The sequence below is a fragment of the Neobacillus sp. Fa239 genome, assembly GCF_055395235.1.
This window is the reverse complement of record NZ_AP041612.1, coordinates 346,916-371,015: the sequence shown is the minus strand read 5'-3', so window position 1 is coordinate 371,015 and position 24,100 is coordinate 346,916. Positions and strand designations below refer to the sequence as shown.

18 protein-coding genes and 2 pseudogenes are annotated in these 24,100 nt (G+C 37.4%); 3 read left to right on the top strand and 17 right to left on the bottom strand.

All coding sequences use genetic code 11. The annotated features are described in order from the left end of the window. The first annotated feature begins 341 nt into the window (after positions 1-341). The 3 genes from ACZ5XR_RS30150 to ACZ5XR_RS30140 all read left to right on the top strand — a co-directional run bounded on the left by ACZ5XR_RS30150 (position 342) and on the right by ACZ5XR_RS30140 (position 2,642). Positions 342-794: a hypothetical protein gene (locus tag ACZ5XR_RS30150; RefSeq protein ID WP_464502607.1), complete on the top strand. Its 453-nt coding sequence runs from the start codon at positions 342-344 to the stop codon at positions 792-794. 221 nt (positions 795-1,015) lie between these two features. Continuing rightward, positions 1,016-1,648, top strand: a complete 633-nt coding sequence (locus tag ACZ5XR_RS30145) for an immunity protein Imm33 domain-containing protein (RefSeq protein WP_464502606.1) — start codon at positions 1,016-1,018, stop codon at positions 1,646-1,648. Positions 1,649-2,174: 526 nt separating this feature from the next. Continuing rightward, positions 2,175-2,642, top strand: a complete 468-nt coding sequence (locus ACZ5XR_RS30140; RefSeq protein WP_464502605.1) for a hypothetical protein — start codon at positions 2,175-2,177, stop codon at positions 2,640-2,642. A gap of 526 nt (positions 2,643-3,168) precedes the next feature. Here ACZ5XR_RS30140 and ACZ5XR_RS30135 read toward each other — a convergent pair. From ACZ5XR_RS30135 to ACZ5XR_RS30055, 17 genes and pseudogenes are all read right to left on the bottom strand, one after another. Next, positions 3,169-4,209 carry an NADH:flavin oxidoreductase/NADH oxidase gene (locus ACZ5XR_RS30135; RefSeq protein WP_464502604.1) on the bottom strand — a complete coding sequence of 347 codons (1,041 nt, stop codon included), beginning with the start codon at positions 4,207-4,209 and terminating at the stop codon, positions 3,169-3,171. A gap of 117 nt (positions 4,210-4,326) precedes the next feature. Continuing rightward, positions 4,327-5,760 carry an NAD-dependent succinate-semialdehyde dehydrogenase gene (locus ACZ5XR_RS30130; RefSeq protein WP_464502603.1) on the bottom strand — a complete coding sequence of 478 codons (1,434 nt, stop codon included), beginning with the start codon at positions 5,758-5,760 and terminating at the stop codon, positions 4,327-4,329. A 302-nt stretch (positions 5,761-6,062) separates the two neighbouring features. Further along, positions 6,063-7,163, bottom strand: a complete 1,101-nt coding sequence (locus tag ACZ5XR_RS30125) for a GerAB/ArcD/ProY family transporter (RefSeq protein WP_464502602.1) — start codon at positions 7,161-7,163, stop codon at positions 6,063-6,065. Further along, a complete protein-coding gene (locus ACZ5XR_RS30120) occupies positions 7,160-8,323 on the bottom strand; it encodes a Ger(x)C family spore germination protein (protein WP_464502601.1) in 1,164 nt (387 codons plus the stop codon). Before ACZ5XR_RS30120 ends, ACZ5XR_RS30125 begins: the two co-directional genes overlap by 4 nt. Beyond that, positions 8,320-9,615, bottom strand: coding sequence for a spore germination protein (locus tag ACZ5XR_RS30115; RefSeq protein ID WP_464502600.1), 1,296 nt, complete (start codon positions 9,613-9,615; stop codon positions 8,320-8,322). The genes ACZ5XR_RS30120 and ACZ5XR_RS30115 overlap by 4 nt, the downstream gene beginning before the upstream one ends. An 805-nt stretch (positions 9,616-10,420) precedes the next feature. After that, the gene (locus tag ACZ5XR_RS30110; RefSeq protein ID WP_464502599.1) at positions 10,421-12,385 is read right to left on the bottom strand and encodes a beta-N-acetylglucosaminidase domain-containing protein; all 1,965 of its coding nucleotides are present in this window, start codon (positions 12,383-12,385) and stop codon (positions 10,421-10,423) included. A 56-nt stretch (positions 12,386-12,441) separates the two neighbouring features. Beyond that, a complete protein-coding gene (locus ACZ5XR_RS30105) occupies positions 12,442-14,151 on the bottom strand; it encodes a M56 family metallopeptidase (protein ID WP_464502598.1) in 1,710 nt (569 codons plus the stop codon). 17 nt (positions 14,152-14,168) lie between these two features. Further along, positions 14,169-14,549 (bottom strand): BlaI/MecI/CopY family transcriptional regulator, encoded by a 381-nt coding sequence (locus ACZ5XR_RS30100; RefSeq protein ID WP_464502597.1) that lies wholly within the window; start codon positions 14,547-14,549, stop codon positions 14,169-14,171. Positions 14,550-15,302: 753 nt separating this feature from the next. Beyond that, on the bottom strand, positions 15,303-15,734 hold the full coding sequence (locus ACZ5XR_RS30095; RefSeq protein ID WP_464502596.1) for a heterocycloanthracin/sonorensin family bacteriocin: 432 nt from the start codon (positions 15,732-15,734) through the stop codon (positions 15,303-15,305). 346 nt (positions 15,735-16,080) lie between these two features. Further along, a complete protein-coding gene (locus tag ACZ5XR_RS30090) occupies positions 16,081-16,293 on the bottom strand; it encodes a hypothetical protein (protein ID WP_464502595.1) in 213 nt (70 codons plus the stop codon). Between the two features lie 139 nt (positions 16,294-16,432). Continuing rightward, positions 16,433-16,852: a hypothetical protein gene (locus tag ACZ5XR_RS30085; RefSeq protein ID WP_464502594.1), complete on the bottom strand. Its 420-nt coding sequence runs from the start codon at positions 16,850-16,852 to the stop codon at positions 16,433-16,435. 479 nt (positions 16,853-17,331) lie between these two features. After that, positions 17,332-18,626, bottom strand: a pseudogene (locus ACZ5XR_RS30080) (IS110 family RNA-guided transposase). A 562-nt stretch (positions 18,627-19,188) separates the two neighbouring features. Next, a pseudogene (locus tag ACZ5XR_RS30075) lies at positions 19,189-20,172 on the bottom strand (FtsK/SpoIIIE domain-containing protein); the annotation flags it as partial. Positions 20,173-21,622: 1,450 nt separating this feature from the next. After that, positions 21,623-22,729: a hypothetical protein gene (locus tag ACZ5XR_RS30070; RefSeq protein WP_464502593.1), complete on the bottom strand. Its 1,107-nt coding sequence runs from the start codon at positions 22,727-22,729 to the stop codon at positions 21,623-21,625. Further along, positions 22,708-23,079 (bottom strand): hypothetical protein, encoded by a 372-nt coding sequence (locus ACZ5XR_RS30065; RefSeq protein ID WP_464502592.1) that lies wholly within the window; start codon positions 23,077-23,079, stop codon positions 22,708-22,710. The genes ACZ5XR_RS30070 and ACZ5XR_RS30065 overlap by 22 nt, the downstream gene beginning before the upstream one ends. Before the next feature lie 130 nt (positions 23,080-23,209). After that, positions 23,210-23,410 (bottom strand): hypothetical protein, encoded by a 201-nt coding sequence (locus ACZ5XR_RS30060; RefSeq protein ID WP_464502591.1) that lies wholly within the window; start codon positions 23,408-23,410, stop codon positions 23,210-23,212. 102 nt (positions 23,411-23,512) lie between these two features. Next, a complete protein-coding gene (locus ACZ5XR_RS30055) occupies positions 23,513-23,953 on the bottom strand; it encodes a helix-turn-helix domain-containing protein (RefSeq protein WP_464502590.1) in 441 nt (146 codons plus the stop codon). Between the last annotated feature and the right edge of the window lie 147 nt (positions 23,954-24,100).

The following is a 24,100-nucleotide window of genomic DNA, read 5'->3' as shown; positions in this document are numbered from 1 at the left end:
ATAAAATAATTTTCACTCTTGTTTTAGGAAATTTAGATAAATATAAAAAAAGTGCGGGAAATAAGATTAAAATGAGATAGAAAAAGTTCCTGCTTTTAAGGCTGGTAAAGCTCTTAAAGACGCAGTATCTGGAAAATAATTTTTAAAATTAATTTTAATACATAATGAATGTTAAAAAGTCAGTACCTTAAAAGGTATTGACTTTTTTGCTAGTCGTAAAAACATATTAAAGTGATAAGTCTCCTTATATCTTGACCTAATTTAGCTATTCATACAGAGCAAAATCAGCAAGTATTTCCTTGTTTTCTCTTTTTTTCTCTTATTCATTTGTGGGCTAGGTAATGCCAAAAGTAAAGGATTGTATCAGTGTTACTGCTGAAGATACGAATCTACATTTAATTTGGGATTGTGATGATGAAGTAGGCTATGGTGTAGAATTTTCAGACGGTGAGGCGGGAATTGCTAGCTGGTCATTCGGTGATAAAAGCATTGAATCCTACCTTTTAGCCGAAGGTTGGTTTGAATTCCTTTGCTCTATTCTTACAGCAACATACAACTTGCCGGATCACCTTATTGATGACTATTGTATTTGGATTGAGGATGAATCTCCAACTAAAGAAGTCGAAGATAAAGTGTTAAAGATGATCCAATTAATGACCGATCATTTTGGTTACTATTCTTTAGATGAAAACGTGTTAATGAGTTGCGATCTTCATTCGGAAGGCAAAAAGAAGTACGGAGTTGGACAAAATATATTAAAGAAACGAAATGAGATTAAGACATTACTAATTTAGCAGCAGCGAAACCGTTGCTGTTTTCTATTTAGTTCGGGTTTTTCTACTCTTTTATCCAAAGCCTGTTCCACTAAAACAGTTAATCCTATGAAACATCCTGTAAATTCACAAATAAAAAATTTTTAAAATTTCTCTAGTTTCTCCGTTGAATATCGGTATTCATCATTTATAATGAAGCGAAAATTTTATTAACAGTTCCAATTGACTACTGGAGGGATAAAATGAGCTTTAAACTAGTGAATCTTGTTAAATTGAAGGAAAAAAAGCCCTACACCACTTTTGTTCCCAGTGAGTTGGTGATCCGCGAATTAAAAAAAGGTGATCGGGTCAAATTGAATTTTTTCACCGACTCTGTAGAAGAGGGATACTGCTGTGAAGAATTGTGGGTGGTGATAACAAAGAGAAAGTGGAACCTTATTACTGGAACTCTTATAAACCAGCCGAAAAAAATAAAATGCTTGGTAATAGGCCAAAAGATTTCTTTTGGTGCGGAACATATTTGTCATACTGAATTTGTTGATGGCGAATTGCTTCAATGGCAATATTTTAACTTCTTGCTGGTTATGGTTAGCAAAGATGTTCTGAAAAGGAGAACTATAAACCGTTTAAGCCGGCAAATACACCAAAAGGGGCGAGAATCTGGATGGGTCGTTTTAAGCGGCTATGAAGATACTGAGTTTAATAAAGAAAGGGAAAATTTTGAATTAGTTTCTCTTTCTGAAATCTTGGACATCGATGATTCTGTTTTAGGCTTTATTGACACGCCTCCTTTTTCTGCATACATAAGAGGATACGACGGTTTCTTTTATAAACTGGATACGAAGGATATGGATTTCGTTCCACAGAATCAATAGCTTATTTAAGAATAAAGCAGACCGTTTTTGCTACGCCGCCAATACATTGTCCAATAGAAAAATGTGATTGGCGGTCCGCTTACTTATCCTATTAATGTGTATTCTTTGAAAAGCAATCTTCGCAAACACAATTACGGAACACAAGACCATTTACAGTACCAAAGAAACTATTGACTGTTAATCACCCATTGGTATACGTGGTTTTTAGCAGGCGGAGCTGCGTGCTTTTTCTCATATTCTCTTTTCCTCTTTATCTATCGTTTTTCACTATTGGGTGTCAATAAAAAAACATTATGGGGCTATGTAATGGCAAAAGTAAAATATAGTTTCAGTGTTGCTGCCGGAGATGACAATCTTCATTTAATTTGGGATTGTGATGATGACGTTGGTATGGTGTCGAATTTTTGAGTGATAAGGAAGGAATAGGCAACTGGACATTTGGTAAAAAGTTTACTTTTAATAAAGCAGGATAATTGTTTTTTCTTTACAAATATAGATTGTCGAATATAACAAAGGTGGTTTTTATATGGCAGAAGTGATTGACAGTATGAGTGTTCCTTATGTTGACGAGGATGATGATTTCGAGTCGAATCTTCACCTACTATGGGATTGTGATGATGAAGTAGGCTATGGTGTAGAATTTTCAGACGATGAGGCGGGGATTGCTAGCTGGTCATTCGGGGATAAAAGTATTGAATCCTACCTTTTAACCGAATGTTGGTTTGAATTCCTTTGCTCTATTCTTACTGCTACAAACAACCTGCCGGAACACATTATTGATGACTATTGTATTTGGATTGAGGATGAATCACCAACTGAAGAAGACGAAGAGAAAGTGTTGAAGATGATCGAACTGATGACTGTTTATTTTGGATATCATCCTCTGGAAGAAAAGCGTGTTAATGAGGTGCGATCCTCATTTGGATGGCCAAAAGAAGACCGGATTTGGACAAAATTTATTAAAGAAACGAAATTGAGATTAAGACATTACTAATTTAACAGCAGCGAAACCGTTGCTGTTTTCTGTTTAGTTCGAGTGTGTTCTATTCTTTTATCCAAAGCCTGTTCCACTAAAACACTTAATCACCTGTAACATCCTGTAAATTCATAAATAAAAAATTTTTAAAATTTCTAGTTTCTCCGATGAAAATCGGAAATTTGCTTAAACTCTCTGGCCGAATCAGTCTATATTTATGGGAAACTTATTAAAAATCTATAAATAAAACAAAAAAAAGAAGAAAACAAATATTTTCTCCTTTTAAAATATCCATATGATTTTATACTTCTAATAAATTTTTGATTTCCCCATAATAAAACAGTTCCTGTTCAATTTCATTTCCCACTCTTCTACCGCTGCGTACTTCCTCTAGAGGTATATTATATTGTACAAAATCAATTTATAAGAATTTACTTAAATCCGGATAATAACTGACTGCCAATGCACCATCTACAATGAGACTTGCACCGTTAACATACGATGATTCGTAGCTTACTAAAAATAACGCAGGTCCTGCATTACGCTATCTTTTTATATGATAACCTCGTTCATATTGTTTCGGTACATTTAACTGCTTGCTACGTAATTCAATAGCTGCATGGGTTGACCAATATGGATCCACTAGCATTCCACGGGCAATTGCCACCAAGTCTGCATCTCCATTCCCAATCACTGCCTCCGCTACTGCAGGTTTTTCGAGCATTCCTACTGCAATTACCGGAATGCCGACCTCCTCACGAATTTTACGGGCAAAAGGCACCTGGTAGCCTGGGTAATTTCCTGGCTTTCTTTCACCTGGAATTCCTTCACCACCGCTACTAATATGAAGAATATCAGCACCTGCTTCTTTATAGGCTTTACTTAGCATAATGGCATGATCTAAATCGTAGCCTCCATCAGCGTATTCTACAGCTGTTATACGGACAGATAAGGGCATGTCAGATGGGATTTCCTTTTTAACAGCTTGGATAACCTCTCTTCCAAAAAGGGAAAGATCCCCGCCGTATTGATCATCACGTTTATTCGTAAGCGGTGATTGGAACTGATGGATCAAATACCCGTGAGCAGCATGAATTTCAATCATGTCTACCCCAGCTTTCACTGCCCTTCTTGCTGTATCAACAAACAACTGAACCATTTCCTTTACTTCCACAGTGGATAAAGCACGTGGAGTTTTATAGCCTTCATCAGGGAATTTTATAGCCGAGGGGGCAACTGGATTAGCAGCATCCTCTGCTTTTCGTCCGGCATGGGCAATCTGTATGCCTATTTTTGTACCATAGGCATGGACCTGGTCAATAATTCTTGAAAAGGCGGGAATTTGATCATCTGACCATAAACCAAGGTCATAGTCCGTAATTCTTCCATCAGGATCTATATCAGTCATTTCCATTATGATTAGACCTGTGCCACCGATGGCTCGGCTGATGTAATGAACATAATGCCACTCGTTAGGCTTCCCGTCCTTTTCAGTAACCGAGTATTGGCACATCGGAGCCATAACAGCCCGGTTCTTCAATTTTAAAGATTTCAGTTCAAACTGTGAAAATAATTTATTACTCATTCCTTTTCATCTCCAAATAATTGATCGTTTTCTAGGGCAGCTTTGTCTATTCTCTTTTTTACCTAACAAATCAAATTAAAACATCCGTGTAAATGATGAAAAATAATCAAATGATCTCTATAACCCTAATGAAATATATTTAGTTTCTAGATAGTCTTCAATTCCATATTTTCCGCCTTCTCTTCCTAAACCACTTTCTTTGTATCCTCCAAAAGGAGCTTCTGCAGTAGAAGGTACTCCAGTATTTAATCCTACTACTCCATAATCCAATCTACCTGTTAGTAAGATTGCTTCGTTAATGTTTTCAGTGAACACATACGCTGCAAGACCAAAAGGACTATTGTTGGCTCGCTCAATTACTTCGTCTAACTCTTTAAATGTAGCAATTGGAGCTACAGGTCCAAAAGTTTCTTCCACCATACAAAGCATATCATCAGTGATAGCGTTAATAACCGTAGGTTCTAAATAAAAACCTTGTTCTTCCATAATTCTTTTACCACCAGTAAGAACTTTACCACTTTTTTTAACAGCATCTTCTATATGCTCTATTACTTTTAAAAGTGCAGACTCATTAATAAGTGGACCTATGTCTACCTTTTCCTCTAGCCCATTACCAACTACGAGTTGAGAAGTACGTTCAACAAATGTTTTTGTGAATTCCTCCGCTACCTCTTCTTGAACATAGAATCGGTTTGTTGCCACACATGCTTGTCCACCGTTTCGGAATTTAGAATGAATGGCTCCTTCTATTGCTTTATTAATGTCAGCGTGTTTTGTAACGATAAATGGTGCATGACCACCTAATTCTAATGAGACTTTTTTCATGGTGTCGGCTGCATCTTTCATCAATTTTTTTCCAACAGGAGTTGAACCTGTAAAGGTGATTTTACGAACTCGGGAATCATTTTGCCAAACACCTACAATTTCTCTTGAATCTCCTGTCACGATATTGATAACACCTTTAGGAAATCCAGCCTTTTCAGCTAACTCAACTAATTTTAATGCTGTAAAAGGGGTATCTTTAGAAGGTTTTAAAACAACGGTGCATCCTGCAGCGAAAGCTGGTGCTAATTTTCGAGTTATCATGGCAGCTGGAAAGTTCCATGGAGTAATTGCAGCAACTACTCCAATCGGTTCCTTTTTAACAAAGATTTGTTTGTTTGTATCAGAAGAAGGAATAAGATCACCATATATTCGTTTTGCTTCTTCTGCATACCACCTAACATAATCATTAGAATATTTAATTTCTGTTAATGCCTCTTTCAGAGGCTTCCCTTGTTCCATTGTCATAATTCGTGCAAGCACTTCTTTATTAACTTCAATTAGCTGGTGCCATTTTAAGATATATTCACTTCGTTCATACGCTGATTTCTGTGACCATGATTTAAAAGCTGCTGATGCAGCATCTACAGCCAACTGGGCATGTTGACTATCTCCTTGTGGAACAGTCCCAATAACCTCTTTTGTAGCAGGGTTATCTACATTCGTATATTTTTCTGTATCAATCCAATTTCCATTTATATAAAATCTATTGATAAAAAGATTTTCCATGTAATTTGCTCCTTTGAAAAAATAAAAAAAGGGTAATAATTGCCTCATTAACACTGCTCTTTACATCTTAAGATTTTTTAGACGAATTAAGTTTGAGTTATAGATTTTTTAGTGCCTGTAGATTATTTTTTCGTTTACCGGCTCCCTTTCTTTCTCGCTTAAATACGAATTTTATATCGCGGCGATTAAAAATAAGCATGATAATATATTCCCACAATGGATTCCACAAAATTCTATTTGTTTGATAAGCAGGACCCATCATGTAGGAAACTGTTGTTACTCCATCTCGATATCTATGATTACTACCTTTGCATCTGTTTGACCAATAATCGTCCTCTAATAAAGCTAACGAGTAGAAAAATAATTGGAAAACTGATCATGAAAATTGGGAAAATGAATTTAATCCAAACAAAATTTGTATAATCCAACATTCCAAAAACATTAGCAGGTACTAAGGAAATAGTGAAAATGACGGGTGCAGCAAATCCAATCATTACCCGCCAGTTTTTGATACCAAACAATTGTGCGGTTCCATAGCTATTGATGAACAAGTAAATGGACAACTTTACGAATACGCTAAAAATCCAGATGAATACGATCCAGACATCCAGATTTTGAATAAATTCTAAATAATTAATAAATCGAACCATACTAAAATATGGAAAGACTAAGGTTGAGCTGATATTTGTTCCAAATGTTGTAATAACCATAACCGCCGTAAAAATTGCGATTAATGATGCAGTGCCAATTGCAAATAACGTCGGTTTTTGGAGTTTTTGCGGGTTGGTAATAAAAGGCGTTAACATCATGATCATCATGGACTCTCCTAGGAAGGATGCATTCGCCAGTGATCCCTTTAAAAGGTTTATTACTCTAGAATCCGCGTATACAGGCAAAAGAAGATTCGGGTGAATATTAGATAAATTTAATGCAAAGGTAATGACAATGCCAACCAGAAGTAAAGGTCCGGCCATTTCACTGAAGCGGGCAATAGCTTCGATGCTTCCTGCGTAGTTTATGTAAATCATAGCTGCAACCATAAGAGCCGCGATAATCCATATCGGCGTATCGTGAAATAGAACTTGATTAATGAAAAAAGAAAAGATTCTTAATATATCGGCGGATACCGAGAACCACACCAAAATATACAACACACTTATTAGTTTTCCAAACCACTTTCCAAAAATCCTTTGTGTAAACTCCACCAGCGTATAGGAAGAATGCATCTGACTGACTCGAACTACAATCAGTGTCACGACTAGTCCAATGACACCGGCAACTGTAAGGGAAATCCACGCGTCCTGTTTAGCAATTTCAATCGTTGGCGATAGAGTCAGCCAAATACTCATCGAAATTTCTAACGTCGTAAATAGCCAAAACAATTGCCAAGTTGAAATTTTCATTTTCTTTCTCCTATCCCTGGGATTGGCTTTCCTATATCCCCTGTACTCTGAATTTTTAATTTGACATCAACCGATACTTCAAGCGTCGGGAATATTTGATCCCATTCCTTGCGAATTTTTTTCCAGTAGTAAGGATGTTCTCTATGAAATTCTTCACCGAATCCAAACACGTCCTGTCCATACTGATGCTGAATTTTTTTTATTGCAGCTTCTACATGCCTTTCTTTAATTTCATTAATTTTGCGTTCTAACCGGATGCGTTCGGCGGATATTGAAAGGTCAATATCCGTATTATTTTCAAGCACCCTCGCAGTTCCCACCAGTTTCAAATGGGCTTTCAGTTTATTGTTTTTAATTTCCGTGCGAATGGATTTTTTTAAGTTGGATTCATACATAGATATACTACCTTGCCCTGTTTCTTCAGTTACGAATCGATTCTTTAAAGTCCCTTTTATCCAAAACAATTCTAGAGATGCTCTCTCGCTTACTTTTCCAACCATTTGTAAATTTTTATTAAATATAGCAACGGATCTAACATCGAAGGTTTCGTGTTTCTCTTCCTTATTTTTTGGAGAGATTTTGATCATCGGCATGGCAGGCCGAATGCCATCTCTTCCAACATCGAGTAAGACATCCCGTAAGGCAATGTCTCCTAATCGACTAAATCGGTCCTGATCAACGGCTGCGATCGCGGAGAATGGATTGAACGGACTGTTGATAGTTAAAACATCCTTTCCTTTTCCGTTATCTACTACAAAAATATCTGTCCGCATTCGAGTATCAGTATTTCGCGCAAATTGATCCATAACATCGGTTAGCCCCTTACGTGCCATCTTTTCTCCAATAAAAATGGCCCTGCGATGGCCAAGAAATATTTTGCGGGGAGACTTGTCTTGAATTTTTTGCTCCAAATCTAAGATAGAAGATCCAGTTGCAGTTAGCACGATATTCGCCTTTTGCCCTTTTCCCCCGCCTCCTTTGGAGATATTCATTTCGCCGGGAATTGCGATTTGAGCGCTTTTTTCAAGTTTGCCGCTTTCCGATAAATCAAGGGCAGATCCTATCCAAAAAGCGTAATCGTTTATTTCATTCCTGTCCCAACATCCAGTAAGCAGCAACACCAGCACTAAACAAATGACTGAACAGCCAATTTTCTTCATTGTTTTTGTTGCGCCGATATGAACCGTTTATTCATTCTTATCAGCGTGTCCTTCCAGAAATTTGGTCCAATAGGAGCAACCGGTTTTAAATATGGTATGCCGAACGACTTAAGTGTCACAAGGTGGATCATGATAAAAATAAGCCCGATCGCAACTCCGTACATCCCAAGGAATCCCCCTAGTATCAGCAAAGGGAACCGCAGAATGCGAAAAGGCAAAGCCAGACTATAGTTGGGAAAAGCGAATGAAGCAATACCAGTACCTGCAACAATCATTACAATAGGAGCAGATATAAATCCAGCTTGGACGGCTGCTTCCCCAATAACCAATGCGCCTACGATACTCACAGCTGACCCGATCGCTTTAGGTAATCGAAGGCCGGCTTCCCTCAATCCTTCGAACATAAGTTCCATCAACAAAGTTTCAATTACGGTCGGAAACGGAATACCTTCTCTAGAAGCTGCAATACTTAGCATGAGAGCTAGCGGGATCATCTGAGGATGGAACGTCGTTAGCGCAACATAGAGGGAAGGAAGCAAGCAAGATAAAATTGCCAGCAATAGTCGCAAGAGTCTGACTGCGGATACGTATACAAAGCGTTCATAATGGTCTTCCGCTGCTTGAAAACCTGACCAAAATGTCATTGGCAACAACAATGCGTTTGGAGAGCCGTCAACGATAATGGCTACTCTTCCTGCCAACAAACTCGCTGAAACGGTGTCCGGACGTTCTGTATTTTGGATTTGAGGGAATAGGGATAAAGTCTTGTCCTCAATAAATTCTTCTATATAGCCGGAATCCAACAGTTGATTAGTGCGGAAAGAATGAAGTCTTCGTGTAACTTCTTGAAGTAATTCGGGATTGACCTTATCTTCGATATATACAACGACAAATTCTGTATTGGTCAACTCGCCAGCTTGATGGCTTTCAATCTTTAGTTTCGAATGACTTATTTTTCTTCGAATCATACTTAAGTTTGTTTTTAGGTCTTCGGTGAATCCTTCACGTGGGCCGCGGATCGATGCTTCGTTTGAAGGTTCAGTGATCGAGCGTTGTTGGAAAGTAGTCAGATCTGCTAAGTAAGCATAAGGCTTACCATCTAGAAAGATGGCTGTACTGCCCTTCAGAACTTTTGCTACAATTTCTGATAAGCGAACTACAATTTTATACTGTTCCAGTCGGTCAAAATCACGACTAATCATACATGCCGAAATAATTTGTTCCAATTTGTTCGAGTCAGTCAGTTCTTCTAGATATACGAGCAAAATGTCCGAGTGATTTGATAGTTTCAACGGGCGAAATACCATATCAGCGCAGTTACGAAAAATGTCTCGCAACGTATCATGATTGATGTTAACATCTTCACTTATATCTATGGGAACGCTTGGTTCCATACTGATCACCACCTTGTTAGAGAAATCAGTATATAGTTTTAGTGGAAATTTATTGCTTTATTCATAATACCACTAAGAAGGACTGTCCCAGCAATTTGCGCCATTTTGTCCGAATTTCTATTAGAGAAGAATCCAACTTGTTTCATTTTTAGTTGGTGAATTATCATCGAGTTCCTTGGTTTAAGTCAAAAGCTAATTCATACTGAGATTTTAGAAATAGATAGCAAAGAATAGGGAGAAACATGGAAGGTAAAACACATATTGTTGGGGGCTGAATTAAGTTTTTATGGCCTTTAAAAATCCATATAGGTATACCTGGTGGAATTCGTACTGGCAGTGCAATTGAACAAGGATTTTTGACCGTTTTAGTGTATAAATTTGTTATGTAGGTTATCATATTTATTTATAACCCGGAGGAAAATTATATAGAGAACTTCAAACTTCTTTTCATTCGGTGGTCGCGACTTTCATCTGGATGAAAGTCGCTCTTAAAGAAGGCAAGCCAAGTACTGACTTGCCTTTTTTCTAAACCTTCTTTTGGGAACATGAGTTCCGATAGGTATTATTCTTACCCCGAAAACTTGATCCACTCACATTTATATAGAAGTTAGTATTAGTACTTGATACTAATACTAACAATATACTGCAATAAATCAAATTTTGTCCTTTTAGCAAAATAAAAATGGTTTTTCTCCTTGGGCATTTATTGCTTTTCTGCCCACTTCATGAATGAAACGATGTCATCTCCAATTTTATATGTTGAGCCATTAATCCGTTTAATTTGGTCAACAAGCCGCTGTTTATTTGTCTGATTTGGCTTATTCAGGTACACGAGTGCGTCCAGCCCACCTTGTCCCTCATCACCTAGCTTGGTTAGCCACGGCTGAATTTCATGCAGTAGCTCTTTGTCGGAAATGGTCGATGGCAACGTGCTGGGTAGTTTCTCGAGTGTACTGAATTCGGTTTGTAATGCTTTTTCCGCTGCTTGTTTTTGTGTATTTGTCGACGCATTTTGGTAGGCAGCTACCATTGATTTTATTGGTGAATAGCCAGTGGTATTCAAGATACTCGACGTATTAAACTCAGCAAATGTCTTAAATAGGGATGGATCCGTGATTCCTGGCATATTCTTAACGGCGTTCTCCCATGAAGTTCTTGAGTGATAACCATTAGGATTTTGTAAATAGTCCGAGATCGTCTCGAGCGCAAGTTTTGAAGTACTTGGCTGTATCATCGGATTACTCATATAACCGGCTATATTATTTGTGAGTGAGGCACTTCTTCCTTCTAGTGGCCCCATCAACAACTGTGGCCTATGTTTTTGAACATACGTATAATCGTTGACGGGATAATTGTCCCATAAGATCGGTTTGCGCCCTAGCAGCTTTGTAATCGTTTGAGCTTGCGTACTTGTAATGCTTTGGTTTAACACCCAATTACCTGTCCATATGACCTTTATGTTGCGGTTCAAAATAGATCGAAGCGTCCTCCAATATGGACCATCCGTCAATCCATAATAAGAAGTAGGGGCAAACCATAACTGGAAACTTGGATCTTTTGCTTTTTCATCTGATAAAATTTGATTCGCTACTTGCATTTGCGCTTTCGGATAGTCTGAACCGTAAGCATTTCGATCAGCTGACTTTAGACTCGTTAGGATATCGTCAAAAGATAGCATAAATGTATGAACACCAATTGACCGCAGTTGATCTATCTTTGCTTCTAATGCTTTTCGATCAGACTGAGAACTATAGGTGATAGACTTGTTAACCGCGTTTGTTGAAGTTCCGGTCATACCCGGTGATATCGAATAAATAAAATTAACGTGCTCTTTTTTAGCGCCTGTTACTAATGTTTGCATTTGCGACAGTTTGGCTGACGGATATATTGAGCGCCAATTCAAACGTTGATAGGGATCGTCTTTTGGTGCGTACACATACGTGTTTAATTTTTCTTTCTCCATAAAATTAAACATATTGAGACGCTGTGCGTTACTCCAAGGAGTTCCATAAAAACCCTCAATGACGCCTCGAATAGGGACTTGTAGTGAAGTGCCAGATGGGTGTGATAACACCGCATTCGGATCGAAAACAGAAATATGATCCACTTTGCTAGAATCTGTATTAATCATGAATTCAAGCAGGAAAGTGTCATTCACTTGATAAATTTCATTCACTTGTTTCGATGTCGGCTTCGTGGTGGTTTTCGGATTACCAAGCACGCCTTTTACATCAGAAAGTGTCAAACTTTGAACTTGTTTACTGTATGATCGCACATCAAAAATCAACCCGTTTTGGTTAAACCCAAAAGCGGCTTGTTTTAAATTGTAGGTGGCATAAGTCCCTTTACCCGCAACAACCTGGTTATTTGGTTTTCCCCAATTTTGTTGGACCTCTGCCATGGTTGACTTCCCAGCAGTAAAAGGGGAATTATCGACTTTTCCTGATTTCGCAAGGGACATTAAGTTGTGCAGAATGCTCTTTGAATCTGTTTTACTATTTATACCCGTAAAAGCACCGCTGGTTGTATTCTCAAATTCGGATGAGATCTGCCCTCGGCTACTTTGATCTTTTTTCGGAGTATGCTCGGAACGATTCAAAGTACTTGAACATGCACTCAACATCAACAATATAATAACGCTAATAGTCATTCGTTTGACTAGATTCATAAGATATCCTCCTGATGTTAAGTTGCCTTAACCGTAAATTGAGACTCATTCTTGCATCACCACTGTCTTCCCGGATCGCCTGCCATACTATTAACGGTTCCCCTAGGGTAAAGTACGGAGTAGTGTTCCATTACCGGGTCCTGATTGTTTTTTGAAGGCTGAGAAAATACGAACAAAATCTTGTATTCCGAACTTACAACATACCCTATAATTTCCTCACCATTACTTTTTACATCATATGCCGGAGTCCCATTTGCTTTCTTGACCATAGAAAGTGATAATTCATATAATTCCTTATCAAAGGATCTCGCCTCGAATATTTGATCCCCTTTGTTGAAGCCAAACACCACATTGTATTTCGAAAATACAGCATAATTCCCTTTAGCACTAGGTACCCAATCGACCTTATCCGGATTTCCAAGCTTTTTCTCTGCTTCATCTATAACTGTTGTTTTAATAGGAAACTCTGAATTTATGATTTTACCCTGCTTTGCCATTTGCATGATACTTGCAAGAAGCTTTCTCTTATTGCTCTCTTGAGATGATGGGGCAGAAGAATTGTTAATCGATGCTGAAGCTTGTGTTGTATTGCTTTGTGTTGTATTGCTTTGTGTTGTATTGTCTTGTGTTGTATTGCTTTGTGTTGCTTGATCTTGCGATGTTTTTTTCACTGACGAAGTAGAATTAACATTAGAACTATTTGTACCGCTGTTGTTATTTGGGATAACCCCTGTACTGACTGATTTAATGGTGCTTGAGCAGCCTACCATAATTGTAAGAAATACAGCTAAAACTGCACATATTGCCGAACTTTTTCTGAATCGTGTAATCATAATAATCCTTCTTTTATTGTATTTACTTGCAAATCCTAATGCCCCAGTAATGTCCTTTTTTTCTGAGAATAATCTAAGCATATTGATCATAGTCTGACCGTATTTATTGACTTCTTCTGTCTTTAAGGTGTTGAGGACAGCCGCATCACAAGCCAGCTCACAGTCTTGTTTTATCTGATTAAGTGAATACCAGATTAAGGGATTGAACCAATATATTGCTTTAACAATCATAAGCAAGGTGTTTACCGCTAAATCCTTGTTCCTAATATGAGTTAATTCATGGCTGAGAATAAACCTAAGCTCTTCCGGGGTTAATTTGTCTATAAGCTCCTCTGGAATTAAAATTTTAGGACGTATCACCCCGTAAACTGCAGGCGATTTCGAGTAATTATTATAAATAATATTCACCTTCGAATTTACTTTTAGCCTTGATTTTTCCGCTTCAAGAATGTCGATTAAGTCTTCTCTTTCACAGCTTGAGCACTTTTTCAATTTAGCCATCATCAAGATATTTACGCATAGAAAAAACAGTAAAGCTGATGAAACACCTATTATCCACAGCACTGCCGCAGTATCATAATTAAATATAGTCCCTTTAATACTTGGTTCAGCCAATGCCTTACTATCTTCTTTAGACGGTGTTTTTCCGGTTTTAATAGCACTGTTTGATATTATGTTAGGAACATATTGCTCTGCAATAAAATTAATATCAGTTTTCTTCTGCTCATTTGGAATAAAATTCAGCAAGCTTATATGACTTTGAATGCCTATTGGCAGAATTAGCCTAAGTACAAGCATAAACCAAATATAATAATGAAGCCTTGCGCTAAGCTTCTGTCCAAAAATTGCCTTAATGGCAAGTATCCCTAAGGCTAATATACTGCCCATAAGTGACAGTAATAAGACTTCTTTAAATACTGCAGATAACACCATGCTTCAACACCTGCCTTTTACTCATTCATTTTTTTATCAAGCAATCTTTGAAGTTCTTCTATTTCTTTTTCAGAAATCTTCTCATCCTTTATAAAATTGGCGAGCATAAGGTGGAGAGAACCATCGTATACCTTTTGGATAAACGACCTTGTTTCTTCTAGGATAACGTCTCTTTTATCTACCAAAGGATAAAACTCATACTGAGGCATCTCCTTATTCACACCTAAAGCTCCCTTTTTTACCAGTCTGCTTATTAATGAATGAATTGTTTTCGGACTCCATTCCTTATTAGAACTTAATGCCTCTATTATCTTCGCAGCAGTTAATGGAGCTTCTTTCCATAACACCTTCATTACTATCCACTCTGCATCAGATATTTTGCAATCTATTTTCTTCATCTTTCTTCCTCCATCCTACAAGTGTAATCTGCATTTACAGATTACACTTGTAGGATGGTATTGTCAATAGCTTTTTTGCCCACAAAAATACAAAAAGTATTCAGGCAAAGCCTACTCGGAAGCGGGTTTATAGCGTGCTTATAAGTGGCCTCTCTTCTAGCCTTCCGGCGTCGCCTCCTTTTAAACATATTTTTAAATCCATTTTGTTATTGAATCCAGGGTGTTATAGATAAAAAAAACTCTAAATTCTTTGCAGTTGTCCAACTAAACTTCCACGTTAGTCCAAAAAAATGAGGATGCCGTAGCAACCCCACTGTTAACCTAAAGCCCCCGTTAGCCATTCATACAGCGCAAAATCAGCAAGCTTTTCCTCGTTTTCTTCTGTTCTCTTTTTCTCTTATTCTCTACTCTATCGTTTTCCCAATGTCAATTGAGCCAGTTATATAAATATAACTAAACCAAATATAGAAAAAGTAGATATACAATAGTCATTAGCACTCATACTATTTATTTTAAATACCAAATTATACAATTATAGTACTAGCAATGTAAAAGCAATTAATGGAAACATTGAACAGGGAATGAGTTGACCTCATTCCCTGTTTTATTTATAAGCCGGCTAAGATTTTGCGAAAATCCTTCTTGTAGTATTGCCCCCGTTACTTTAAGTACTTTTTTTCACAATCTCTTTTATCTAAATTCGTTCAGATAATCAAAATATCGGCAGAGAATAACGAGTATCAACTGAAGTTACTACTTGCGTATTATCAGTTTATGTACGATTTTTTGTCCAAAACGATAAACTGTAAAAAAGTGCCCTGCGGATTTGCAGGGACACTTCCTTTTCATAAAGTTTTTCCGGAAATGTTTAAATAACAACAACGCTGACACAGTTGTAGCAGTTATAGTAGCCATCATAGTAGCCGTTATAGCAACTACCACATCACCACATCCACCACATCCAAAACAGCCAAAACAGCCAAAACAACGAAAACCCCCACAGCGAAAGCCCCCGCAACGCATTCCTCCTCCGCAACGCATTCCTCCTCCACAACCCATTCCGCCTCCACAACGCATTCCGCCAAAATGGCGCGGATCCTGGCTCTGTGAATAGAATGGAGCTAACTCACCAACTTGAAAAGGATCGATTCCCAACCCTTGAAGATCATTTTGAAAATTCTGCATTTTTACCCCCCCCTTTGTTTTAATCAGGTTAAACCTAAATAGAGAATTGAACAGTAAATTGTCAGTTTTGCGTCTAAACACCAGATAATCTGTGTACTCTCCTCAACAAATTATGATTTCTCTTAGGTCCCTGTTACTAAATAAAGAGCCTATTTCACGTTGAGGTTTTATAGATGTTTATAAAGAACACTACTTATGGTTGAGCCTAAAATCAGGATTCTTGTTTCATTGCTAATAATTTGTTAAATGAGACAAGATAATTTTTGCCGATAATTTGAAAAGAGGCGACCGTAGCAACGTATACTGTTCAACAAAGGCAGCCGTTTGTTGAATAAGAATTGAGATTTTACTGCTTAGCAAAAGCCATAACAAGCCCACCTAAAATCAATAATCCCCCTGATACAAAAAATAATGATTTATAAAGCCATAACGGAAGACCCGCAAATCTACCAGTGCCATCCCGCAAGTCTTTACGACGTTTCTTCTCGTTCATCCTATATCCTTGAACAACGACAGTGACCCCGACCAAAAGAAACACCAATGCAAGAATCCAATGCAACCTTATCACCCTGCCAATTTAGAATCGTTCTTAAATTATCCTGCCACTTGAGTTAAATAAGAAAGAGGAAAAAGGACTGCCGAAACAGCAGTCCAATTGTTGTTTTACTCTAGCACCCGTTTGTTTAAGAAGGATTTTACTATTGCCACCACTCTTTTACATTAATTTCGTAAACTTTTTCGTTTCTATCTACCAATTGAACATTACAATCGTACTTTTCAAATTCTTCACCTGAAGCACCAATATGAGGATTTCTTAGGTTAAACACAACTTTTGCTGTTGCAGAATGAACATCATCTAAGGTTAAATTTTCATTTTTAAGTTGCCACTCAAAATTCTTCCGTAAATCGTTCAAAGCTTGCTTTATTAAAGGGATTTCAAAGGCTTTAGGGGTTATACTTCTATCTAAAATATCAATAACAATACAATCAATACCTTTTTCCTTAGCTATATTATATAAGTAGGCAATAACATAATCGTCTTCTCTATAATTCATTAAGCTTAAAAAGCTGTGAATAGTGTTATGACCTATACTTTTTAACAACTTTAACTTAGCCATTTTTACACCCTCTGCCCACTTATTCTTTAGTTTAAACTACCATACTTGTTGAACTAAACTCCCTCAATAAAACAAGCATAATCGCCGAATTACTCCTGTTTTCTTAGAATTTCATAGTTATTTATATATCGGTAAATGTCTTTATAGATGGAGGATCTTCACTTGAAAGGATATATTTGGACAGGGTGGGAAAAAAGAGCCACAACCCACTAACCAACCACTTGAATAAAATGGTAAATTAGTTAAAATATGATCGCACTGGTGGATATCCACATTACTCATGGAGGTCAACCCTCCCATGCCTCACAGAGTCTTCGCACTCAAATTCCTTCGTCCAACCTTTCCATGAGGTGGATGTCAGCCATGCTGCCCCACAGGGTCCAAGCCCGTAATTTAGTTGCTTTGCCGACTAATCCGTGCTTCAAATGTCCCCAAAAACTATAAAAACAATACTACTACTTATCTAAGCTAAACTTTAGTTAAGCCGCCATTTCTGCCTTCTTCGATACTGCAAGATGAGGAATATCTCTTAACATCTTTTCTTCATTAAATTCAAATTGCTTTTTACCTATCTGAAGAAAATTCGAATCAGTTTATTACATAAGGCAATAAGGGACTGCATCTTCTTTAACGGATTATCCGGACGTTGTGTATAGTAAGCATGCAATGCCTTAAATGCCGTATTTTTGGCGACGAGAATCATACAAACCCTAAATAACAGAGCCCTTAGCTTCTTCCGTCCCCTTTTGGTGATAGTCGTTTTTCCTTTGTGCTTGCCAGATGTATTTTCTTTTAAGCTTAAGCCGGCAAGCTTTATAATTTGCCGGTGATGAGTGTAGTCGCTTAAATCCCCTACTTCCGCAAAGAAGCCGGCAATAGTATCCCTGCCCACACCTTTTATCGCTAATATTTGTGGTACACCCGGTATTTCTTCAAGCAGACCATCTATTTTTGCATCCAATTCTTCGAATTGTAACTTAATTAATTCATACTTAGCCAGAATGGTTTTAAGCTCTAGCCTGGCCATTTCAGCACCTTGTTTAAGTCCGATGGACTTACTGGCTGCCTGCTTTAACTCCCGAATCTTGTTTAATCCCACACTCCGGGATACGGATTTCCTTAAATGGATTAATAGTTCATGTTCGGTGAATTCAGCTATTTCATGTGGTAAGGCATAGAGCTTTAAGAATTGTAATGCTGCCTTTCCTTCCCACTTCTTAAACACTTTCAGGAATTCAGGGAAGTATCGGTCAATCCAGTTGTGTACCTGTCCTTGGACCGTTTGAAGATCTTCAGTTAAAAGATCGCGTATTTTCTTTGCCACACGGAGTTCGGCATAAACACCTTGCGGTATAGTAGGTTCAGCGTATCTTCCGTCCTTGACCAGCTGGGCTATGACTTTAGCATCTTTCACATCATTCTTGGTAGGCGAGTTATCATCCAACTCCTTGCTTTTCTTGACATGCAAGGGATTTACAGCGACAAATTTAATCCCGTTTTCTTTTAAAATATGAGCCAGGTTAAACCAATAGTGACCTGTTGGCTCCATGCCAACCATGACTTTATCCATACGCTGTTCATTTTTGATTTCCGAAATCCATTGAAGAAAATGCTCAAAACCTTCTTTTGTATTTTCAAATTGACAAGGCGATCCAAACTCTATACCTCTAAAATCCTGGGCACGTGCCACATGCTTGAATTTTGCAATATCCACCCCTATAATCAAGGTTTGAGTAGTAATTTGAGCAATCTTCTTATTTTGGTTATAATTCATTTTAAAGCCTCCTGGTATTTGAGAGATTTGTCCTTTTTGCTGGCCAGCGTCAGGACTCTCTCATTCTACCAAGAGGTTATTTTTTTGTTCAAACTCCATTTTCCTTCATTACAGGAATGCTGCCCCGTTAGTTTAAGTGAAACATTTCACAAATGAACTATATCAGTATTCTTACTCTTTCTATTTCCTCCACAATCTGGCTCGTTTGTAGAAAAATTTAAAAAGCGCCTTTAGCTATTTGAAATTTTAGTTTATAAATAAGGTGGTTCCATAAACAGACGTTTATGCTGCTAAAAACAACTTTATCAAAATACACCTGTTGATGATATCATAGAAGCTATTATATGTTCCCAAACTCTATCTTATTTAAGATATCATACTAGATCTTAATACCAGTATCATAATATTGCCAAGATAATGGTTGAAACACTTTCGACCCTATTAGAATGTTCAATATATATTATTGAAGTCAATCTATGACCTGTCTGATATCGATTTGGTTGATCTTGTACCTGATATGTTAACAAGGAAATAATTTAAATGAAGTATTAAAAAAGTGACCCTATCGGCCACTATCCTTCCATTTTTTCAGCTCTTCATCATCCACAGAAATAACATAACCTCTTCCTTCTTTCTTTAACCAGCCTTCATCAACAAGTTCAAATACCATTGCTTGAACTTTTGTGTTTCCCATAGTCATTAATCGAGCCAAATCTTGAACACGAGTTTCCCCGGTATTGGCGATTATCCTTTTTAACTGATCAATTGGCTCTTCCTGCTCCGATTCCTCTAATCCGCCTTCTACGACTACATCCTTAAAAAGCTCTTTTAACTTATCATAAATTCCTTCTTCCTCTTTTTTATTAAGCGTTAAGACAGAACCTTGAAAACGCTCAAATTCATTTTTACTTCCTTCAATTTTTGCGAGCCCGTCTCCTAATCCTAATAGCTTTTCTGCTCCCACTTTATCTAATATAGTTTTGGAATCGATACCGGATGATACAACAAATGAAATTCGGGAAGGCAAATTTGCCTTGATTAATCCTGTAACGACATCCACTGAAGGCCGCTGAGTGGCAATAATCAAATGAATCCCCGCTCCCCTCGCTTTTTGGCATAAACGAACAATATCTTCTTCTACTGTTTTGTTAACCATCATCAAATCAGCTAATTCATCAATTACACATACAATATAGGGCAATTTCATTTCGTGCTTCAAGTTATAGCTCTGAATATCCCTGCAGCCGGATTCGGAAAACACTTCATACCGGTGCTCCATTTCCGCAACCAAGGCGATTAAAATACCATTGGCTTTTTTCATATCCGTAATGACCTCTTTTACCTGTGGGAATCCTTTGAATTGGCTGAATTCGACCATTTTCGGGTCAATCAGATACAACATCAATTGTTCTGGCGGAACAGATAAAATCAAGCAAAGAATTATCAGATTGACAAAAACGCTCTTCCCGCTCCCTGTGGTCCCTGCTATCAATAAATGGCGCAGTTTGGTTAAGCAGGCAAAAAGATATCCGCCATTGATATTTTCACCAATGATAAACGGAAGAATATGATCCCCTTTAAATTCCTGAAATTCTTCCGAGTCCAATATATTATTGAAATAAACAGGCTCTCTTTTATCGAGAGGAATAAAGATATTTACCGAATCCGGCTTATCGCCGATCTCGACAGTAATGTTTTTGTTGCCCATCGCTCCCTGAATATCCATTAGTTTTTTGATAATGGAGCTATAGGTAATTTCTGGCGGAACAAGCATTTGTACCTTTAATAAACTTGCTCCCTGATAAACTTGAGAAATCTCTAATGGTTTTTTTACAATGCCAACCCGCTGAAAGGCATTATTGATGGCAATAACCTTGGATTTATCCAATTCTAACACTTTATTTTCACTGTAAGGCATAAAACGGGAAGCCTTTTGTATCACTTCATGCTCTTCAAGATTTTTTGTGATTTCATAATTGGGGGAAACATTTAAAGGCTGTACTGGATTTTTCTGATCTGTCTTCTGAACATTGGATGGTTTTTTGTCACATAACAAGCTAAACAGTTCGCTTTCAGATAGGATCTGATCTACCAATTCCGTCTGAAATTGCCGTTTCTCCATTAAGTCAAGGAAAGTTCTTTTATGTTTCACGTTATGAATCGTAATTTCATTAAAAAGTTGCAAATTCGCAAGTGCCTTCCTGATGTATTCCATAAATTCATACGTATATTTCTCGTCATAAAGGAGAAAACGGCATTCAAATCGATAATTCCGCGAAAGGATTTTTTGCTCGATCTCTTCAATTGGCTGGGGCTCAGACGTATTGGAATAATTGTTTAACTTCGATAAAGCGCCTAATATTTTTTCTTGAAATTTCATCATGAATTTTCCTTTTAATGGGCGTTCAATTCCTCTTAGATAGCTTTCATATTGCTGGATTGCTGTTTCTCTCCAATTGTCTTGCCTTTTGCAAAACAATACCTGTATATAAACAGGAGCATAGGAGAATTCATTGATATATTGAAACAGATTCACAAATGCATTTGTATCTAACGGCATACATATGGATTTTGTTAACGTTAATTGTAATAACGCAATTTCATTCAAATCTTCATTTTTAAAGGTAATTTCCGAGACTTTGCCTTTCTTTTTATCGAACACAGGAGCAAATACATAATCATCATAATAATCATCAGGTCCAGAAAATCTTTCAAATCCATAAACCCCTTCTGCAATAAACCGCAAATGGATCATTTCATGTAGTAAAGAGCTGGTGAATTCCGGTACGGCATAAAGAATGGTTTTTTCATTCCTTAATGGTGTCTTATGAATCATCCTGGATATTGACATATCTTTACACCTTTTTTTTCATTTCGTTCATCATTATATTGCTGCCAGCCATTAAAACTGTTAAATTAGCCAGAATCACCGTCGTATTCAAAATCAAGATTAAGCTTGTTGTTGTGAACATACGGAAACCTCCATTTTAATCAAATCATGCTTTGTTCTTCCACTTTATGACTTTCTCATAAAATTTTCTCACAGGGTTAAATTTCTTGTCTTGAAAGAGCAAAAGCTTTTTTGTATTTTTCAGCATGCCTTTTCCTTCGTCCAAGGCATCTAATACATCGGATTTAGGACCCGTCATGGTTTTGACAAATTTAGGAGGGTTTGATAACCGATATAAACCACCGGCAACAATTAAGAGCTTAATGAACAACGTGTAAATACCACCTTGAACGGATTGTGTAGAGAAAATGAAAACACCCATCATTAGAATAAAGACTGAATAAACCAGCTGAACCAATGATAAGGATTTCACTTTGTTCCACCATTTCTTGGAATAATGTTGATGCCGCTCAAATGCCCAGCAGGATAAAGCAAGAGGAGAAATCGCGGCCAAACAAAATAAATCCCACCACCTTCTACCTGCCTGTAAACACACGGGAATCAAAAGAGCAATTGTGCTTAAATCAAATAAAATAAGAATTAACGTATCAAAGAAGCCTAGTCTCTTATTACTGACCAGCCCATTAAGATTGCCCCCATCTAAACTTCCAATATGGGAGATAGCATTAGAGAGCTCGTTCAAATAATAAAAGGCGGTTTTAAAAGCAAATGGCATAAATCCCGAAATCGCCACCACAATGGCATATCGTTTTAAAATTTTTTTGATATCGGTATGTTTTTTCTTTAGCATCTTCATGACCGACTCGTATATGAACATAAAGGTAACTACTGCTATGGAAATTAGCGAAAACGTTAAAGAGGTGTCTTTGACATATGGATTATCGAAGATAATAAGTGGAGTCTCAAGTGCGATTTTAGATAGGAAATGATAAATGGTTGTAAATAAATCTGCTGTATATTTCGGCAAGGAACTAGGTAGATTGTTCAACCAATCGATACCATCTAATATTTTACTCGTAATATATTCAATATTAATATAAGCCTTCTTTGTCATGTTTATGATGTTCGTTCCATCCTGGCCACTAACTGAAAATGTAGCCGCCTTTGCATGATGGATGGAGAAAAATAATCCTGAAGAGGAAAGTACTGCAAAGGGAATCCTGCTTTTCTTTAAAAAGGACGGACAAACCATCCTGAACCGCTGAAAAGAAGACTCACAACATAATAAATTAAAAATACGACTGGTACGGCTACCATGACTTGAACGAGCCCCTTGATGATGTCTACTGTCCATTCGTTTGATTCCTTCTTGTTTCCGAGCATCCGTTTCACACCGGCTGCCACCAAAAGTATGGCCCCAAAGATGACCGCTGATCCCACCGAGATCACCAGAAATTTTAAGAGAAGTTCCAGTATCTCTGGTGGAATTCCATCGGCATTTACTGGAAGAGTGGAAGCAGGCATGCTCGGTAATGTGTTGGCCATTGATGTTAATGGTAATACGAGAAAGCTTGTGGCTGTTATTATAAAGGTCTGGATCATGCACTTGTATTCCTTGACAGTTTTCTTTGGGAGTTTTATCGCCTCCTTGAGTATAGTAGGGATATGAAAATTTAGCTCTTCCACCCTTATTACATCATCTTCAACATTGATGGAAGAAAATTCAATATACTTAGTCAATGGATCCTGTTTTCGCGCGGACAGACGTACTAACTTTGGAGATGCCATCTGTATCACCCTTTTCTTTCTTGTCTTTTCTCCTTGGTTTACATTCATAATTATGGAAATAAGAAAACGCGGAAGAGAGTGCAATCCCAGTTCCAAAAACCGCTGCAAGCTTAAGGGATGTCATCACAATAAATGTTGTTCCCACACCATTCATCTCCTTTTACATGTAATGGTTAAAATCTATGACAGCGTATTGGAATTAGAATTTGTACTATCAAAAATTAATATAAAATTGCGAATTCACATATCAGCTCTCTTCCAGCTCTCCATTCTTAATCCGATATAGGCATTCATTTAAAGGTGGGCATCCCAAAGCGATCCATATTCGAAGGAAATAGTCCAGCGAAGGCTGATTTTTATTGTTTAGAATCGCGCTGATATTCCCTTGATGAATACCCGTGATTTCTGCTAATTCCTTCCCCCTCAATCCTTTATCCTCCATAATTTTTTTAAAAGAATTTTCAAGGCGATAGGGTCTACCTAAATCATCATAGCCGGCAAACGAATCTTCATTTTCAATCCATTTTACAACTTGAATAACACTGCCTTTCACAAATTCTTCAATGCTGGCCACTTTTTTTTCTTCTTTGTCAAATTGCACTCGCTTATTTCGATAATCAATAATATTGGTTATTTTTTGGTACAACTCTTCGCTTAAAAAAATCTGCACTTTTTTATAACTGCTCACGTATAATCCCCCTTTTATCCGTTCATAATTAAATTATTCAAACCAATCATCTCAGCAGGAGGTCATAAATATGCCGTATCTTTCTAAAAATCGTGATGAAAAAATCGAAGAAATCATTGGTAATAACGACGACGATTAAGTATAAGG

Excerpts from the sequence above, each read along its gene's own strand:
- ACZ5XR_RS30150 (WP_464502607.1), top strand. The coding sequence starts at position 342 with ATGCCAAAAGTAAAGGATTGTATCAGTGTTACTGCTGAAGATACGAAT.
- ACZ5XR_RS30145 (WP_464502606.1), top strand. The coding sequence starts at position 1,016 with ATGAGCTTTAAACTAGTGAATCTTGTTAAATTGAAGGAAAAAAAGCCC.
- ACZ5XR_RS30140 (WP_464502605.1), top strand. The coding sequence starts at position 2,175 with ATGGCAGAAGTGATTGACAGTATGAGTGTTCCTTATGTTGACGAGGAT.
- ACZ5XR_RS30135 (WP_464502604.1), bottom strand. The coding sequence starts at position 4,209 with ATGAGTAATAAATTATTTTCACAGTTTGAACTGAAATCTTTAAAATTG.
- ACZ5XR_RS30130 (WP_464502603.1), bottom strand. The coding sequence starts at position 5,760 with ATGGAAAATCTTTTTATCAATAGATTTTATATAAATGGAAATTGGATT.
- ACZ5XR_RS30125 (WP_464502602.1), bottom strand. The coding sequence starts at position 7,163 with ATGAAAATTTCAACTTGGCAATTGTTTTGGCTATTTACGACGTTAGAA.
- ACZ5XR_RS30120 (WP_464502601.1), bottom strand. The coding sequence starts at position 8,323 with ATGAAGAAAATTGGCTGTTCAGTCATTTGTTTAGTGCTGGTGTTGCTG.
- ACZ5XR_RS30110 (WP_464502599.1), bottom strand. The coding sequence starts at position 12,385 with ATGAATCTAGTCAAACGAATGACTATTAGCGTTATTATATTGTTGATG.
- ACZ5XR_RS30105 (WP_464502598.1), bottom strand. The coding sequence starts at position 14,151 with ATGGTGTTATCTGCAGTATTTAAAGAAGTCTTATTACTGTCACTTATG.
- ACZ5XR_RS30100 (WP_464502597.1), bottom strand. The coding sequence starts at position 14,549 with ATGAAGAAAATAGATTGCAAAATATCTGATGCAGAGTGGATAGTAATG.
- ACZ5XR_RS30095 (WP_464502596.1), bottom strand. The coding sequence starts at position 15,734 with ATGCAGAATTTTCAAAATGATCTTCAAGGGTTGGGAATCGATCCTTTT.
- ACZ5XR_RS30085 (WP_464502594.1), bottom strand. The coding sequence starts at position 16,852 with ATGGCTAAGTTAAAGTTGTTAAAAAGTATAGGTCATAACACTATTCAC.
- ACZ5XR_RS30070 (WP_464502593.1), bottom strand. The coding sequence starts at position 22,729 with ATGGTTTGTCCGTCCTTTTTAAAGAAAAGCAGGATTCCCTTTGCAGTA.
- ACZ5XR_RS30065 (WP_464502592.1), bottom strand. The coding sequence starts at position 23,079 with ATGATCCAGACCTTTATAATAACAGCCACAAGCTTTCTCGTATTACCA.